General features: G+C 40.0%; 12 protein-coding genes, 3 tRNA genes and 1 CRISPR repeat array. Of the genes, 10 read left to right on the top strand and 5 right to left on the bottom strand.

From position 1 onward, the window contains the following. Positions 1-52: 52 nt before the first annotated feature. The 5 genes from BC751_RS00865 to cas2 all read left to right on the top strand — a co-directional run bounded on the left by BC751_RS00865 (position 53) and on the right by cas2 (position 7,718). Positions 53-850, top strand: a complete 798-nt coding sequence (locus tag BC751_RS00865; RefSeq protein ID WP_341272813.1) for a purine-nucleoside phosphorylase — start codon at positions 53-55, stop codon at positions 848-850. A 268-nt stretch (positions 851-1,118) separates the two neighbouring features. Next, the gene (cas9, locus tag BC751_RS00860) at positions 1,119-5,687 is read left to right on the top strand and encodes a type II CRISPR RNA-guided endonuclease Cas9 (RefSeq protein WP_130273890.1); all 4,569 of its coding nucleotides are present in this window, start codon (positions 1,119-1,121) and stop codon (positions 5,685-5,687) included. A 145-nt stretch (positions 5,688-5,832) separates the two neighbouring features. Further along, complete coding sequence (locus BC751_RS00855) at positions 5,833-6,423, top strand: transposase (RefSeq protein ID WP_130273889.1); 591 nt, start codon at positions 5,833-5,835, stop codon at positions 6,421-6,423. A 58-nt stretch (positions 6,424-6,481) separates the two neighbouring features. Further along, the gene (gene cas1, locus BC751_RS00850; RefSeq protein WP_130273888.1) at positions 6,482-7,378 is read left to right on the top strand and encodes a type II CRISPR-associated endonuclease Cas1; all 897 of its coding nucleotides are present in this window, start codon (positions 6,482-6,484) and stop codon (positions 7,376-7,378) included. Further along, the gene (cas2, locus tag BC751_RS00845) at positions 7,371-7,718 is read left to right on the top strand and encodes a CRISPR-associated endonuclease Cas2 (protein WP_130273887.1); all 348 of its coding nucleotides are present in this window, start codon (positions 7,371-7,373) and stop codon (positions 7,716-7,718) included. Before cas1 ends, cas2 begins: the two co-directional genes overlap by 8 nt. Positions 7,719-7,889: 171 nt before the next feature. Then, a CRISPR array of direct repeats spans positions 7,890-11,199; the repeat unit is 46 nt; unit sequence GCTGTGATTTCCTTAGGAAGATACCATTTTGAAAGCAATTCACAAC. Between the two features lie 127 nt (positions 11,200-11,326). On the opposite strand, the gene BC751_RS00840 is transcribed toward cas2, so the two are convergent. Continuing rightward, positions 11,327-11,788, bottom strand: coding sequence for a class I SAM-dependent methyltransferase (locus BC751_RS00840; RefSeq protein ID WP_242617322.1), 462 nt, complete (start codon positions 11,786-11,788; stop codon positions 11,327-11,329). 24 nt (positions 11,789-11,812) lie between these two features. Between BC751_RS00840 and BC751_RS21990 the strand changes: the two genes are divergently transcribed. Continuing rightward, positions 11,813-12,004 (top strand): hypothetical protein, encoded by a 192-nt coding sequence (locus tag BC751_RS21990; RefSeq protein WP_207226977.1) that lies wholly within the window; start codon positions 11,813-11,815, stop codon positions 12,002-12,004. A 60-nt stretch (positions 12,005-12,064) separates the two neighbouring features. On the opposite strand, the gene BC751_RS00835 is transcribed toward BC751_RS21990, so the two are convergent. From BC751_RS00835 to BC751_RS00820, 4 genes are all read right to left on the bottom strand, one after another. After that, positions 12,065-12,253, bottom strand: a complete 189-nt coding sequence (locus BC751_RS00835) for a maltose acetyltransferase domain-containing protein (RefSeq protein ID WP_130273886.1) — start codon at positions 12,251-12,253, stop codon at positions 12,065-12,067. A 75-nt stretch (positions 12,254-12,328) separates the two neighbouring features. Beyond that, positions 12,329-12,889, bottom strand: a complete 561-nt coding sequence (gene frr / locus BC751_RS00830) for a ribosome recycling factor (RefSeq protein ID WP_130273885.1) — start codon at positions 12,887-12,889, stop codon at positions 12,329-12,331. Between the two features lie 11 nt (positions 12,890-12,900). Next, entirely contained in the window at positions 12,901-13,611 is a 711-nt protein-coding gene (pyrH, locus tag BC751_RS00825; RefSeq protein WP_130273884.1) for a UMP kinase, read from the bottom strand. Positions 13,612-13,711: 100 nt separating this feature from the next. Beyond that, complete coding sequence (locus tag BC751_RS00820) at positions 13,712-14,206, bottom strand: acyl-CoA carboxylase biotin carboxyl carrier protein subunit (protein WP_130273883.1); 495 nt, start codon at positions 14,204-14,206, stop codon at positions 13,712-13,714. 50 nt (positions 14,207-14,256) lie between these two features. On the opposite strand from BC751_RS00820, the gene BC751_RS00815 reads away from it, so the two are divergent. The 4 genes from BC751_RS00815 to BC751_RS00800 all read left to right on the top strand — a co-directional run bounded on the left by BC751_RS00815 (position 14,257) and on the right by BC751_RS00800 (position 17,319). Further along, positions 14,257-16,860: a M1 family metallopeptidase gene (locus BC751_RS00815; protein WP_130273882.1), complete on the top strand. Its 2,604-nt coding sequence runs from the start codon at positions 14,257-14,259 to the stop codon at positions 16,858-16,860. A gap of 154 nt (positions 16,861-17,014) precedes the next feature. After that, a tRNA-Tyr gene (locus BC751_RS00810) sits at positions 17,015-17,097 on the top strand. A gap of 46 nt (positions 17,098-17,143) precedes the next feature. After that, positions 17,144-17,216: transfer RNA gene (locus tag BC751_RS00805), tRNA-Gly, on the top strand. A 31-nt stretch (positions 17,217-17,247) separates the two neighbouring features. Beyond that, positions 17,248-17,319 (top strand) — tRNA-Thr (locus tag BC751_RS00800). The last annotated feature ends 33 nt before the right edge of the window (positions 17,320-17,352 follow it).

Raw genomic sequence — 17,352 nt, 5'->3', positions numbered from 1 at the left:
TTACCATTACGAATGCATACAAGAGGGTATCTTGTATTTTGTACAAATTTGAATGATGCTAAAAGAAGCTGCGGAATATTTAAGAGACAAAATCTCTTTTGCACCTGAGACGGGAATTATCCTGGGGTCAGGACTTGGTGGTTTGGTCAAGGAGATACAGGTTCTCCATAGGATTCCTTATTGCCAAATACCAGGTTTTCCGGTCTCTACCGTAGAAGGGCATTCCGGGGAACTTGTATTTGGGTATTTGGAGGGTAAAAAAGTAGTTGCCATGAACGGCCGCTTCCATTATTACGAAGGATATTCCATGGAAAAGGTGATATTCCCTCTACGTGTCCTACGCTTGCTGGGAGTACAAAGGTTAATTGTGACCAATGCTGCGGGAGGGTTGAATCCTGATTTTGGGGCAGGGGATATCATGCTTATTGAGGATTTCATCAGTTTACTTCCTGACAATCCCTTAAGGGGCAGGAACCTTGATGAATTTGGGCCAAGATTTCCCGATATGTCCGAACCTATGGATCCGTCCTGGTCCCAAATGGCAGTTGAAGTGGCCCAAAATTGGGATTTACCCTTGAGAAAAGGAGTATATGTGGGAGTACAGGGTCCCAAATTAGAAACCAAATCAGAAATCCGGTACATGCGGATCATCGGAGCAGATGCTGTGGGGATGAGTACAGTGCCGGAGATTATTGCCGCCTGTCAGATGGGCATGAAGGTCATTGCTTTTTCCGTGATTACCAATGAGAGTATTCCAAAAGTTGCCAAGGAATTTACCCATGAAGAGGTAGTTGCCGTAGCCAATCAAGCCGGGGAGAAATTGGTGAGGCTGGTGAAGGGGATAATTTAAATTGGGTATTTTTTTTGGAAAAGTTTAATTTTTTCATTCTTTGAGAGGATTTTTTCAGACAATGACCGTCTAAAACACAAAAATACCCTGCACTGGGTATTTTTTTATTTAAAACTAAACCCTATTTTAATGTCGGGTTAAAATAACGACCCCAACTGTATAACAGATGGGGCCCTCTTAGATGTTTTCACAACGGAATAATCCTTATTGTGAATTGCTTCAAAATGGTTCGACTAATATAGGTGTTAATATGAATTTTTAAAAGATTATGAAAAAAATTTTAGGGTTGGATTTGGGGACAAATTCAATTGGATGGGCGCTAATAGAACATGATTTCGAAAAAAAGCAAGGAAAAATTGTAGGAATGGGTTCAAGGATCATTCCAATGGGTCAGGATGTTTTGGGGGAATTCGATAAGGGCAATTCTGTGTCCCAAACTGCTGAAAGAACTAAGCTTAGAAGCGTTCGGAGACTCAGGGAACGCTATTTGTTAAGGAGGGAACGTTTGAATAGAGTTTTAAATATCCTTGGGTTTTTACCTGCGCACTATGCGGAACAAATTGATTTTAGTGAAAAGCTAGGTAAATTTTTGGAAGGGACTGAGCCCAAAATAGCATATAATAATGGCGATTTTCTTTTCAAGTCTTCTTTTAATGAGATGTTGGATGAATTTAAAATTTCGCAGCAAGGCCTTTTGGAAGGAGAAAGGAAGGTGCCTTATGATTGGACGATTTACTTTTTAAGAAAAAAAGCATTGACTCAAAGAATAGAGAAGGGAGAATTGGCCTGGATAATCCTAAACTTCAATCAGAAGCGTGGATATTATCAATTAAGGGGAGAGGATGAAGAGGAAAAGCCCAATAAGCTCGAAGAATTTTATTCTTTAAAAGTGATAGATATAAAGGTGGATGATTCGCCTAATAAAAAGGGTGATACTTGGTATTCTTTAACGCTTGAGAATGGATGGGTTTATCGAAGGCCTAGCAAAGTCCCTCTAGATGATTGGTTGGGGAAAACTAGGGATTTTATTGTTACAACTGATATAGATGATCTTGGAAATCCAAAACTAGATAAAGAAGGAAATCCGAAAAGAAGCTTTCGTGCTCCAAGTGAAGACGACTGGGGTTTAAGAAAAAAGAAGACCGAAAAAGAAATATTAGACTCCTCCAAAACCGTTGGCCAGTTTATTTATGAAAATCTGCTAGCCAATCCAAATCAAAAAATTAAAGGGCAGCTGGTTAGGACTATCGAGCGGAAATTTTATAAAGATGAATTGAAGCAGATCTTGGCTTCACAACAAAAATTTCATCCCGAACTAAGCGATCCTGATTTATTTGGTGATTGTATAAGGGAATTGTATAAGCATAATCATTCCCATCAGAATTTTCTCGGTAATAAGGACATAGTTCACCTTTTGATTGATGATATTATCTTTTATCAAAGACCTTTGCGAAGCCAAAAATCCAGCATTGGGAATTGTTCATTGGAGTTCAAAACTTTCGAAATAGAAGGGGTCAAAAAGGCAGTTCCTTATAAGGTCACTCCCAAGTCCCATCCTTTATTTCAGGAGTTTAGGTTGTTGCAGTGGATTTCTAATCTCAGGATTATCAGAAAAGAAGATGATAAGGATGTGACGGTGGATTTTTTGGGCACACAGGATAAGACACAGGCACTTTTTGATTATTTGATGGCTCAATCAGAGGTAGATTGCTCTAAATTGATGACATTCCTTTTAACAATGGATGGGTATAAAGGGAAAGATTTAAAGTCACAGGTTGGCAAGTTTAGATGGAATTATGTATATGATTCTGAGAAAGGCGAATCAAAAACGTACCCGGTAAATACAACAAGGGCAGAATTCCTAAAAAGATTAGGGAAGGTTAACGGATTTGGCTTAGAGATGTACACAGAGCAATTTGAAGAATCCCTCTGGCATCTTGTCTACTCAGTTAGGGATAAAATTGAATTTGAAAAAGCGCTAAAGAAATTTGCAAGAAAGAATGGGCTTGAGGTCAATTCTTTTGTGGAAAATTTCAAAAAAATCCCGCCTTTTAAAAGTGAGTATGCATCTTATTCGCTGAAAGCCATTAAAAAACTTCTGTCCTTGATGCGGTTTGGGTCTAAGTGGGTTGAGGAGGTTATCGATGAACAAACCAGACAAAGAATAGAAAAAATCCTTACAGGTGAATATGATCCGGATCTCAAAGATAAGATCAGGGAGTTGTCCAAAGATTTTCAGAGTATTCAGGATTTCCAAGGTCTACCTGTGTGGTTTGCAAGTTATTTGTTATATGGTCGTCATTCGGAAGCCTCAGAATTGATCAAATGGAATTCGAGTGACGAAATGGCACAATATATTCAAGAATTCAAGCAACATTCCTTGAGAAATCCTATTGTTGAGCAGGTGGTACTGGAAACTTTAAGAGTGGTAAAGGATATTTGGGATAAGTATGGATATGGAAAAAAAGACTTTTTTGATGAAATCCATGTGGAGTTAGGAAGGGAAATGAAAAATCCTGCTGAGCAGCGTGCAAGGTTGACCAATCAGATTACCGAAAATGAAAATACCAATTTAAGGATTAGATCATTATTGATGGAGCTTCTTCATGATCCTTCAGTTGAAAATGTGCGGCCTTATTCACCAATGCAACAGGAAATACTTAAAATTTATGAAGAGGGGGTTTTGAAGTCCAATCTTGAGGTACCAGATGATATTCTAAAAATCAGTAAAACTGCACAGCCTTCAAAATCAGATTTGCAGCGCTACAAACTCTGGTTGGAACAAAAATATATGTCACCATATACAGGAAAACCTATTCCTTTAAATAAACTGTTTACTCCTGCTTATGAGATAGAACATATAATTCCCCAATCTAGGTATTTTGACGATAGCTTGAGTAATAAAGTGATCTGTGAATCAGCAGTAAATAAACTCAAGGATAATCTGCTTGGCTTAGAATTCATTAAGAGTTTTCATGGACAAAGGGTTTCCTTAGGGTTTGGTGAGGAGGTCGAGATTTTTTCCGAAATCGCCTACAAGGCTTTTGTTCAGGATAATTATGCTAAAAATCCAGCTAAGAAAAGGAGGCTTTTAATGGATGAATTGCCTGAGCAAATGGTGGAGAGACAAATGAATGATACCCGCTATATCAGTAAATTCATAACATCCATCCTATCCAATATCGTACGGTCTGAGGAAAATGATACCGGGTTCAATTCTAAAAATGTCATTCCTGTAAATGGAAAAATAACCTCAGCGCTGAAGCAGGATTGGGGATTGAATGATGTTTGGAACGACTTGATTCTGCCAAGATTTGAAAGAATGAATCAAATCACAGGGACTACTGCTTTTACTTCTTGGAATGAGAACCACCGAAAATTCTTGCCCACGGTTCCTTTGGAATATTCGAAAGGTTTCCAGAAAAAAAGGATAGACCACAGACATCATGCTATGGACGCATTGGTGATTGCTTGTGCAACGCGTGACCATGTCAACTATCTTAATAATGAACACGCATTGGGTAAGAACTATAAAGGTAAAGAGGAGAAGCAGAAAAGAAGATTTGATCTTAAACAAAAACTATGTTATAAGAAAACTAATGGACACTCCAATGAAAATTTTGAATGGGTGTTTTTGAAACCATGGTATTCCTTTACCCAAGAGGCTAAAGACAGTTTGGAGCGAATTGTGGTTAGCTTCAAGCAAAACCTGAGAGTGATTAATAAGACAAGCAACAAATATTTAAGCTATAAAGATGAGAACGGTAAACTTAGAATTGACAGTCAAGGAAATCCAATTAAAGCTTTGACCAGACAGACGAAAGGAGATTCTTGGGCTATTAGAAAACCTATGCATAAGGATACTGTTTCAGGCATCGTAAGCTTAAGAAACGTGAAATCAGTTTCTCTCAGTGCAGCCTTGGAAAATCCTGAAAACATATTGGACAAAAAGCTTAAAAAGAAGATTGCAGAGCTTGTTAAGTTGAAGTATGACAAGAAACTATTGCTCAAATATTTCAAAGATAGAAACTACCTGTTTGAGGGAAAGGATGTGTCAAAAATTGAGGTTTATTATTTTGAAGAGGATCTAGCTGCTTCCAGAGTGAGTTTGGACACTTCATTCAGTGAAAAGAAAATCCAATCAGTGACTGATACAGGCATCAGGAAGATACTCTTAAATCATTTGTCTAAATATGAGGGTATAAGGGATGAAAAAGGTAAGTTAATTCCAGCTGAAACCTTGGCGTTTACTCCAGAGGGGATAGAAGAAATGAACCAGAATATCCAAGCCCTTAATGGAGGAAAATATCATCAGCCTATTTATAAGGTTAGGACGTATGAGCCAAAGGGCAATAAGTTCCAGGTTGGTTTTGTTGGAAACAAACATTCTAAGTTCGTAGAGGCAGCAAAAGGGACAAACCTATTCTTTGCTATCTATGTAAATGAAGACGGGAAAAGGAGTTATGAGACCATTCCATTTAATGTGGTCATGGAAAGGCTTAAGCAAGGAGAAGGACCTGTACCCTTGGTCAATGAAAAAGGAGATAAATTACTCTTTCATCTTTCACCAAACGAACTGGTTTATGTTCCGGAACATGATGAGGATCTTAATTCTTTAGATTTTAATAATCTTCTTAAAGAGCAAGTAGATAGAATATATAAAATGGTGAGCTCCTCAGGTCCTCAATGCTTTTTTGTAAAACATGATGTATCAACTCCAATTGTTAACAAAGTTGAATTTTCTGCTTTAAATAAAACAGAACGATCTGTTAATGGATTGATGATCAAGGATAAATGTCGAAAAGTTATTGTTGATCGAACTGGCAATATACTTTGAATTAAAATACTCAAGCTATATCTAAAACCCTGCTAATGGAATGGAGAAGGAAAAACAATTATAAGAGTTCTTTCATCAAGTGGCCGCTTTACCAAAGTTCAAAGACTTTGGTAAAGGGACTTTCATATTCATCTTAATGTAAAAAATGGAAATAGGACAATCTAATCATATCTATAACCACGCTAATGGCAGGGAAAATATATTTCTGGAGGAGGAGAATTATAAGTTTTTCCTCCAGAAGTATGCCAAGTACCTCGGCGAAGTCGTAGATACCTATGCTTATTGCCTGATGCCAAATCATTTTCATTTTTTGGTGGGAGTAAGGCCGGACTCAAACCTGTCAGGTTTTCAAAACCTGACAGGTTTGATCAAGCATCCCTCAAAAAATCCAGCTATAAAAGGATTTACAGATTTTTTCAACTCATACACAAAGGCAATCAATAAGAGATTTGAAAGGAAAGGAAATTTGTTTATTCGCGCATTCAAAAGAACTCCAATTCTCGACGAACGTCAATGGCAGGAAACTTTCCTTTATATCCACTTAAATCCAGTGAAACACGGTTTTGTAAAAGATCATCAAAATTGGAAATGGTCCAGCTGGCATGCTTACGAAAACTTCAATAAGCCTTCAAATTTAGATAGAGACTATTTAACCAATTTCTTTGACGGTTGGGAGCATGTACGGAATATGATGGAGATGAAAAAGGAATGGTTGATGAATAAAAATTTGGAATAAGAAATAGTCAGACCTGACAGGTTTTAGAAACCTGTCAGGTCTTTTAACTTAAAAAAACATGATCAAAAGAACCCTCTTTTTCGGCAATCCTGCCTACCTCAGCACCAAAAATGAACAACTGCATATCAGTTTCCCTGAAGCGGATAAGGTTGACAGGACAGTTCCTATAGAAGACTTGGGGATGATTGTGTTGGAAAATCAGCAAATAACAATCACTAATGGACTTTTAGCAAAACTTACCGATCGGAAAGTTGCTATTGTTTCTTGCAATGCACAGCATTTACCGGAAGGTTTGCTCTTGCCCATGCAAGGGCATACTGAACAGACTGAGAGGGTAAGATATCAATTAGAAGCTTCCCAACCTTTAAAGAAAAACCTCTGGCAGCAAACTGTCACTGCTAAAATTAAAAACCAGCATGCGCTTTTGCAGGAAAAAGGAAAGGAGTCCAAGCGCATGGAATATCTTTATAAAAATGTCAACTCAGGCGATTCAGGCAATCATGAAGCCCAGGCAGCGGCTATTTACTGGCAAGAATTATTTGATATACCTGATTTTAACAGAGCCCAGGCAGGAATCCCCCCTAATAATTTGCTCAATTATGGTTATGCGATTTTGAGGGCTGTAATTGCAAGGGCCTTGGTATCTTCCGGTATGCTTCCAGGAGTGGGAATTTGGCATAGAAATAAATACAATGCTTATTGTTTGGCGGATGATATTATGGAGCCTTATCGGCCTTATGTGGACTTGATGGTATCTCATATAGTGGAAACACAGGACGATTATTCAGAACTGAGCACTGAACTTAAAAAGGAATTACTCAGTATTCCTGCTCTGGATGTGAAAATTGACGGTCAAAAAAGTCCCTTAATGGTAGCCGCTTCCCGGACGACATCCTCTCTGTTTGAATGCTTTGCGGGAATCAGTAGAAAGATCATTTACCCGGAATATGGATGAGAAGTATTTTTCAAGACTTAATCAGTATAGGAGTTTGTGGGTTTTAGTTTTTTTTGACCTACCAACCGAAACCCGGAAGGATAGAAAAATTGCCACTTCTTTCCGGAAAAAGTTGCTGGACGATGGTTTTGCCATGTTCCAGTTTTCGATTTATATGAGATTTTGTGCCAGTAGGGAAAATGCAGAAGTTCATATTAAAAGAACCAAAAAGAATTTGCCGCCCAAAGGGAAGGTGGGAATTATGGCCATTACAGATAAACAGTTTGGGATGATGGAGATTTTTTATGGGACAAAGAAGCAGGAGACAGAGCCGCCCTCGCAACAGTTAGAATTGTTTTGAAAAGAGTAGTAAACCTTTTCCAAAGTTCGAAACTTAGGAAAAGTTAAATCAAAGACCTGTCAGGTTTTGAAAACCTGACAGGTCTGTTACCCCTTCTTCCATTTCCTATTATTTTTTATTTTCTATTTTAGCACATAAAATACAGCATACCAGTCACTTAGCGTGGGGTATGCTGTGATTTCCTTAGGAAGATACCATTTTGAAAGCAATTCACAACGGACTTTTGGATGATGTTGATGTTATAACGCTGTGATTTCCTTAGGAAGATACCATTTTGAAAGCAATTCACAACATATCTTGTATTGCTGGATTAACCTAAAAAGCTGTGATTTCCTTAGGAAGATACCATTTTGAAAGCAATTCACAACTACATTGGCTTCTAATTTTTGAGAAGTTGCGCTGTGATTTCCTTAGGAAGATACCATTTTGAAAGCAATTCACAACATATGTTGTATTGCTGGCTTAACCTAAAAAGCTGTGATTTCCTTAGGAAGATACCATTTTGAAAGCAATTCACAACATCATATTGGCAATGGCTTCTCCCGAACTGGCTGTGATTTCCTTAGGAAGATACCATTTTGAAAGCAATTCACAACCTGCTTTCTGATGATGAGGTGATAGCGGGCGCTGTGATTTCCTTAGGAAGATACCATTTTGAAAGCAATTCACAACCCTTAGAGAAAAAGAACTGGAAGAACTCAGCTGTGATTTCCTTAGGAAGATACCATTTTGAAAGCAATTCACAACGCATCTGTCCACCCTCCCCTAACAAGTGCCGCTGTGATTTCCTTAGGAAGATACCATTTTGAAAGCAATTCACAACTTACCCAGACCCAGGGGTTGGAGTTCCAGGGCTGTGATTTCCTTAGGAAGATACCATTTTGAAAGCAATTCACAACAAGCTGACGTACCCGGTACTTCTGCGACTTGCTGTGATTTCCTTAGGAAGATACCATTTTGAAAGCAATTCACAACCCCTTAACCAAAGGAGATCACCTGCCTTGCGCTGTGATTTCCTTAGGAAGATACCATTTTGAAAGCAATTCACAACGAGTTTGCTGATTGCCTTTGCTTTGGATGCGCTGTGATTTCCTTAGGAAGATACCATTTTGAAAGCAATTCACAACTGATGCTTACAAACTGGCCAAGCTCTATAAGCTGTGATTTCCTTAGGAAGATACCATTTTGAAAGCAATTCACAACCAATACTACTGGTGAAACTGTTTTTGAAGAGCTGTGATTTCCTTAGGAAGATACCATTTTGAAAGCAATTCACAACTCCTGAAGCTCTTTTTGGCGGTGCTTGGTGGCTGTGATTTCCTTAGGAAGATACCATTTTGAAAGCAATTCACAACTCAATGCGCATGTGGGATTTGTAGCCATAGGCTGTGATTTCCTTAGGAAGATACCATTTTGAAAGCAATTCACAACAGTTTTTGGAGCATCCGTTCACAGGCAGGAGCTGTGATTTCCTTAGGAAGATACCATTTTGAAAGCAATTCACAACGGATTCAGAACAATAACATCATCCTCTGCAGCTGTGATTTCCTTAGGAAGATACCATTTTGAAAGCAATTCACAACCGCGTCCGACTGGTAGTCGATGGCAAGCAGGCTGTGATTTCCTTAGGAAGATACCATTTTGAAAGCAATTCACAACTGATTACGGGTACTTACAAAGAGGAATATGGCTGTGATTTCCTTAGGAAGATACCATTTTGAAAGCAATTCACAACTTGCACTCGTAGTTACCCCTGTTTTTATGGGCTGTGATTTCCTTAGGAAGATACCATTTTGAAAGCAATTCACAACACAGCCTGAGGAATGCTCATGTAAACAGAAGCTGTGATTTCCTTAGGAAGATACCATTTTGAAAGCAATTCACAACTGGCGAGATATGCTCCTCAGCCAAGTTCGGGCTGTGATTTCCTTAGGAAGATACCATTTTGAAAGCAATTCACAACCAATAACTGGGTATTGGCCGGAGGCATAATGCTGTGATTTCCTTAGGAAGATACCATTTTGAAAGCAATTCACAACAGGATATTGATTGGCAATATCCATGGCAATGCTGTGATTTCCTTAGGAAGATACCATTTTGAAAGCAATTCACAACGGGTGGAAACATAAAGCCACCTCTTTAAGAGCTGTGATTTCCTTAGGAAGATACCATTTTGAAAGCAATTCACAACATGAAAAGTAGTATATGTGCTATGCTTTCCGCTGTGATTTCCTTAGGAAGATACCATTTTGAAAGCAATTCACAACAGTAGTTCCTGACGTTCTTGCTGTCCATGTGCTGTGATTTCCTTAGGAAGATACCATTTTGAAAGCAATTCACAACACATATTGCTTCTCAATCGAAGAAACGAAGGCTGTGATTTCCTTAGGAAGATACCATTTTGAAAGCAATTCACAACATATATTAATCCAAAAAACTCACTTTTTTCGCTGTGATTTCCTTAGGAAGATACCATTTTGAAAGCAATTCACAACAGAAGCCCAGATTGCGGCCAATAAAATTCTGCTGTGATTTCCTTAGGAAGATACCATTTTGAAAGCAATTCACAACTATGGGTGCCAATTACATTCCGGAGGATAAGCTGTGATTTCCTTAGGAAGATACCATTTTGAAAGCAATTCACAACACATAACGTAATATAATTTGTTGTTTCGTTGCTGTGATTTCCTTAGGAAGATACCATTTTGAAAGCAATTCACAACAAGGACAAAAGATTTTTGTTCTAATGGTAGCTGTGATTTCCTTAGGAAGATACCATTTTGAAAGCAATTCACAACAATGAACCTTTGATAAATCCAATGTGATTTGCTGTGATTTCCTTAGGAAGATACCATTTTGAAAGCAATTCACAACAGGGGTTGGCCTCAAAGTCCAATTTTCACCGCTGTGATTTCCTTAGGAAGATACCATTTTGAAAGCAATTCACAACCTGGTAGGGCGCGACAACGTGGGCTGGCTGGCTGTGATTTCCTTAGGAAGATACCATTTTGAAAGCAATTCACAACTTAAGGACGAATCAATCCAATCACTTCGGTGCTGTGATTTCCTTAGGAAGATACCATTTTGAAAGCAATTCACAACGATCTGCGAAAAGGGAATCCAGATCAATTAGCTGTGATTTCCTTAGGAAGATACCATTTTGAAAGCAATTCACAACCTGGGCGGTGTAAGCAATGATAGCAGACAGCTGTGATTTCCTTAGGAAGATACCATTTTGAAAGCAATTCACAACAGCTTCCTCGATCTGCCTTTGCAATGTGGCGCTGTGATTTCCTTAGGAAGATACCATTTTGAAAGCAATTCACAACAAAGCTGCCCTTTCTGCTCCCTAAATCGGAGCTGTGATTTCCTTAGGAAGATACCATTTTGAAAGCAATTCACAACATAAAAATATCTATGTAACCGCCTGATAAAGCTGTGATTTCCTTAGGAAGATACCATTTTGAAAGCAATTCACAACTGCGGGATCAGCCCCATGTCCGCCCCTCCCGCTGTGATTTCCTTAGGAAGATACCATTTTATTCACTGATTTTAATATTTTCAAAGGTGTTCATGATTCTTCCTTTGATTGATTTGAAATCACCGCCTCAAATCTTCTTTCCAATATAAAATGCATAGCCATAATAATCCTTGTATTGGGAATAATACCGAATTTCTTTTCTGATTTCATCGATAAATCCCTTGGCAGTAGGATTGCCTTTGTGTTTGTTTAAAAAATCTTTCTCGAATTTGGTTTGGGGAACATAATAATTGTCTGTCCAACAGTTTTCAGGAAGGATAAAAAATGCTACGGGGATATAGCCGGCCTTTTGGAGTTGGGCGGCTTTATTGGGAATCGTATCAATTTCAGAATAGGCATTGTCCCAATAGTCCTGGATTTCTTTGGGCCTTTCCTCTGTAAACCAGGAAGCCTCGCTTACCGCAATATAGCCTCCTTTTTTCAAAAATTTCTTCCACTCCTTCAATCCCTTTTCAAAGCCTATATTATAAATAGCACCCTCTGACCAAATCAGATCCAGTTCCTCCTCTTGAAAAGGCAGGTTTTCCATGGATCCCGGAACACCTTTTAACCGTTGTTGGAGTTTGAGCTGGGCTACATGGGCATTCAACTGATCAATAAATTTCGGACACTAATCTATGGCGGTGATCTGTCCAGGTGCATGTTGGGCCAAGATCATGGTCTGACCTCTTGTTCCGCAGCCAATATCGGCAATCTTGGTCTCGGGCTTCAGGTTGTCATCCAGAAGCAGGCAATTGAAATTTAAAAAAGTATTTTTGCCTAACCGGGTATTTTTCCCGTAATAACAATAAAAAGGTGCCTCAATTCATACTCCTTCCCCTACTTCTCCCAATAATTCATTCAGCAATTCGGATTTTCTCCCGAGGTTTCTTGAACTCGTCTGATTGAATTCCAGCAGGAGCGCTCTGGCAATATGATATCTCTCCAGAAGCTCTGGATCCCGGCTGTTGTAAACTTCTCCCGCGAGCATTTTTTCTTTTTCTGATTTGGACATCTGTATTGCAGATTAAGAGTAAAAAAAAAGTTCTTCCAAGATTTTCCTTGGAAGAACTTATACTCAGTAGGTTTTTTAGACCGTCATGATCTCTGCCTCTTTTTTGCTCAGCAGGTCATCAATTTTGGCCGAATATTGATCCGTGTATTTCTGGACCACATCTTCTGCCCTTTTGACTTCATCTTCAGGTGCTCCGTCTTTTTGGAGTTTTTTGAGTGAGTCATTGATGTCTTTTCTTACAGTCCTAACGGAAATTTTACCGTTTTCACATTCTTGTTTGGCCTGTTTTACCAAGGTTTTTCTTCTTTCCTCTGTCAAAGGTGGTATGGTCAGGATTACCATTTCACCGTTATTTTGAGGGGCCAGACCCAGGTCGGAATTGATAATGGCGCGTTCAATTTCGGAAATCAGGTTTCTTTCCCAAGGTTTGATAGCCAAAGTCCTCGCATCTGGGGTGGTGACAGAAGCGACTTGCTGAAGCGGGGTAGGGGAGCCATAATAAGGCACCATAATTCCGTCCAACATATTGGGCATGGCCTTTCCGGCTCTGATTTTTACCAATTCTGCAGCAGTATGATCTACTGCTTTTTGCATCATCTCTTTGGCTTCGTCCAGGAATAATTGAATCTCTTCCATGTGTTACTGGATTATTTTGAAGTTATTAATGTTCCTATATCCTCACCAGCTACAATCTTTTGAAGATTGCCCGGTTTATTCATATCAAATACCACAATAGGCAGGTTGTTTTCCTGACATAAAGTAAACGCGGTCATGTCCATGATGTTCAGGTTTTTTTCATAAGCTTCCTGAAAGGACAGTTGTGAATATTTTGTTGCTGTTTTGTCTTTTTCAGGATCAGCAGTATAAACCCCATCTACCCTTGTTCCCTTCAATACCACATCGGCTTCAATTTCAATCGCCCTCAGGGAGGCTGTGGAATCCGTGGTAAAATAGGGGTTACCAATACCTGCTCCAAAAATTACGATCCTTCCTTTTTCAAGGTGTCTGATGGCCCGTCTTCTGATGAATGGTTCGCAGACACTTTCTACCTTGATACCGGACATCAAGCGGGTAAACATACCGTTTTGTTCCAAGGCGCTCTGCAGGGCCATGGCATTGATCAAAGTGGCCAACATGCCCATGTAATCTCCCTGAACACGGTCTATACCTGTTTTTTCTGCCTGTACCCCTCTGAAAATATTACCACCTCCGATTACAATGGCGATTTCTACGCCCAGGTCTTTCACTTTTTTGATTTCCTGTGCATATTGTTCCAGCCGGTTGGAATCAATGCCGTAGTTTTTTTCACCCATCAATGCCTCGCCGCTCAGTTTGAGTAATATTCTGTTGTATTTCATTGTTGAATTAGGTAATTGAAAAAGGAGTTTGGATTGAACTTGTCGATTGATAAATCCGACAAATATAAGTGCTTCATCAGGAAATCTGAAAAGACTACCTTTAAAATTGGATGAGTACCTGATTTTTTTCTACACTGTCCCCTTTTTTGATTTTGATGGATTTGACTGTTCCATCTCCCGGGGATTTCAGGATGTTTTCCATTTTCATGGCTTCCAATATAAGGACTGGATCTCCTTTTTTTACGGTATCACCTTCCTGCACCTTGATATCGAAGATCAGGCCCGGCATAGGTGCTTTGATGTCCTTAGCGGAATTTTGGTGCTGCATGTTCATGCCAAGCTTTTCCAAAAGAAGATCAAATTTATCTTTCAGTGTCACTTCGCAGGGTTTATTGTTCAGCTTCAACTTGATGGTTTTATTTTCCTGGTCTACATGCACCACTTCAAGATTAAACGACTTCCCGTTTTGAAGAACGTGATAGTGTCTATCCCTGACTTTTGAGATGCTCCAATCCAGGATTTTTCCGTTTACCAAATACTGATCCTTGGACTTTTCTACCTCAAAGACTGAATTTTTAATGCTTACTGAATACATTTCTATTATTTTGCGCTAAGATATACGATAAATCTTTAAAAACCATTTTCATGAGAATCTGGAAGCCAAAACTGAGTTTGCTCCTTTTATGGTTTGTTTTTTGGTCCTGTCAAAGTACCAAAAACACATTGGTAAATAATGAAATCCCCCCACAGGAGCTCGCTGCTGCGGATTTACTTGAAGAAAGCAATAAAAAGCAGGACTTGATCAGGGGGCTGGAAAATAAGATTTCAGCCTATCAGGAAACCAGAAGAAGAGATTTTGACCTCTTGCATACCGCGTTGGACCTGTCTTTTGATTATGAAAAGGAATTGGTCCATGGGCAGGCGGAACTCTCCTTGAAACCTTATTTTTTTCCGCAAAACGAACTGGTATTGGATGCCAAAGATTTTGAAGTCCACAATGTCTGGATGATGGGAAAGAAAGAGGAGGAGGCACTGAATTTTAGCTACAATGGAAGACAGCTTACCCTTTATCTTCCCACAACCCTCACCAGGAAGGATACAATCAAGGTGAAAATAAAATACACTGCCCATCCCAATGAAAATGCCGGAGGTGGAAGCAAAGCCATCACGGATACCAAGGGCCTCTATTTTATCAATGCAAGAGGTGAGGAAAAAAATAAACCTACCCAAATTTGGACCCAGGGAGAGACAGAACACAATTCCAAATGGTTCCCCACAATTGACTCACCCAACGAAAGGGTGACACAGGAATTAAGGTTGACGGTAGATGCCAAGTACCGAACCTTGAGCAATGGCCTTTTGAAATCAAGTAAAGCGAATGGAGATGGCACGAGAACAGATCATTGGGTAATGGACCTCCCCCATGCGCCTTATCTGGCAGCGGTTATAGTAGGAGATTTTGTGGAGGTGAAAGATAGCTGGGAGGGCATGCAGGTCAATTATTATGTTGAAAAGGAATTTGAGAGCGGGGCAAAAAAAGTTTTTGGAAATACTCCGGAAATGATCGGTTTTTTCTCCGAGATATTGGGAGTTAAGTATCCCTGGCAGCGCTATGACCAGGTGGTGGTGCGGGACTTCGTATCGGGTGCTATGGAAAATACCACCATTTCGGTTTTTATGGAAGAGCTTAACCTCAATGAGCGGGAGGCAATTGATTCAGAATGGGACGGTATCATTGCCCATGAGCTCTTTCATCAGTGGTTTGGCAATTTGGTTACCAATGAATCTTGGGCCAACCTCACCTTGAATGAAGCTTTTGCCAATTACTCCGAATACCTCTGGTATGAGTACAAAAACGGCAAGGATGATGCGGACATGCATCATGTATCAGAAATGGAGCAATACTTGGATGAATCCAAAGAAAAGCAGGTGGACCTGATCCGGTTTTACCACGAAAATGGGGAGGATATGTTTGACAGCCATTCTTATGCCAAAGGGGGAAGGATATTGCATATGTTAAGAAGGCATCTGGGGGATGACGCTTTTTTTGCTTCTTTGAACCATTACCTCACCAAACATGCCTTCAAGGCAGTGGAAGTGCATGACCTCAGGTTGGCATTTGAGGAAGTGACAGGTATGGATTTGAATTGGTTTTTCAACCAATGGTTTTTGGCGTCGGGACATCCTATTTTAGAATATGAAGTAGATTACAGCCAGCCCGAGAACCTGCTCCTGACCGTTGCCCAGCGTCAGGACCTGAGCAATACACCTTTATATAGGATACCATTTAAAGTGAGTTGGTACCATGAGGGGAAACGCTTTGAGAAAGAACTGGTCTTGGATAAAGCCTGGCAGCAGTTTGCTGTAGATAATGGTGCACCGGTAACCGAGCTCTATGTGGATGAAGCAGCTGAAATATTGGCAGAAAAGGTTTCTTACAGAGGGAAGCAGCATTTTATCAATCAATACAGAACCTCAGTTTTAGGGCTTGCCCGCTATGAGGCACTGGACAGTTTGGCCAGCATGTTTGCTGAGGACAAAGATGTGGCTGAATTGATGGGCAAAGGGTTGGAGGACGGATTTTGGGCCATCAGGGAATTGGCCATCATGAAAATTTCCTTACATCCGGAATGGCTGCTTTTCATTGATAATCTGGAGGAGAAGTTGTTTGAGATTGCAGAAAATGATCCAAAGAATACCGTTAGGTTAGGAGCGATAGAACTGCTTGCCCTGATAGACGGGGAAAAGTATTCCCCTTCGTTTTTGAGGTGGATGAACCATCCTTCTTATTATGTGGCGGGAGCAGCTTTGGGGGCCTATCTAGAGACCGAAGAAAATATCAACCGGGAAGAAGTGGCGGCCAGGTTCATGGAGGAAAAGAACATCCGGATGGTAGTAGCCCTTGCCAATTATTTCATTGCAGAAGAAATCCCTGGTAAGGGAGGCTGGTTTCATGAAAAGTTGGATCAGATCCGGGGTCAGGCTTTGTACTACTATTTGGGGTATTATGGGGATTATTTCGCCAAGCTACCCGGGGAGGGTTCGGAGCTGGCGATTGCCAATCTCCTGAAGTTGGCAGGAAGTCACAGGGCCAATTATGTACGTATAGCAGCATTTATGGGGCTTTTTGCCTTTGTCGAAGAGGCAGGCGTATTGGACAGTGCCCGGCAAATTTGGCTGAAGGAAGAGGATGAAATGGCGAAAAGGTACATGGAGTTTTTCCTGTCATCCTACCTGGATGAAAATTAATTCCTTGATTTTTATTGGATTAAACCTGACCTGAAAAAAATCCTATGAAAATTTTCACCATAATTTTGAATGTTTACGAAAAGGGTATAATTTTGCCATCCGTTAAGAATACTAAAAGCTGCTAGCGCTTCAAATTCTTGGCAAAAAATCAGTTGGGGGAATACCAAAGCGGCCAACTGGGACGGACTGTAAATCCGTTGACTTATGTCTTCACAGGTTCGAATCCTGTTTCCCCCACAAACTTGAATGAAGTCTGAAAAGGCAATAACATAGAGTTTCAAAAGCGGGAGTAGCTCAGTTGGTAGAGCGGCAGCCTTCCAAGCTGCAGGTCGCGGGTTCGAGCCTCGTCTCCCGCTCTATGCTTTTTATAGCATATTAATGTTATCAGCCGACGTAGCTCAGGGGTAGAGTACTTCCTTGGTAAGGAAGGGGTCACGGGTTCAAATCCCGTCGTTGGCTCTTCAACATTTGAAAAATTTAAACAAATCATAT

Origin of the sequence: Cecembia calidifontis (assembly GCF_004216715.1) — a bacterium.
Taxonomy (GTDB): Bacteria; Bacteroidota; Bacteroidia; order Cytophagales; family Cyclobacteriaceae; genus Cecembia_A; species Cecembia_A calidifontis.
The sequence above is the reverse complement of the archived record's forward strand: the minus strand, read 5'-3'. Positions and strand labels throughout refer to the sequence as shown.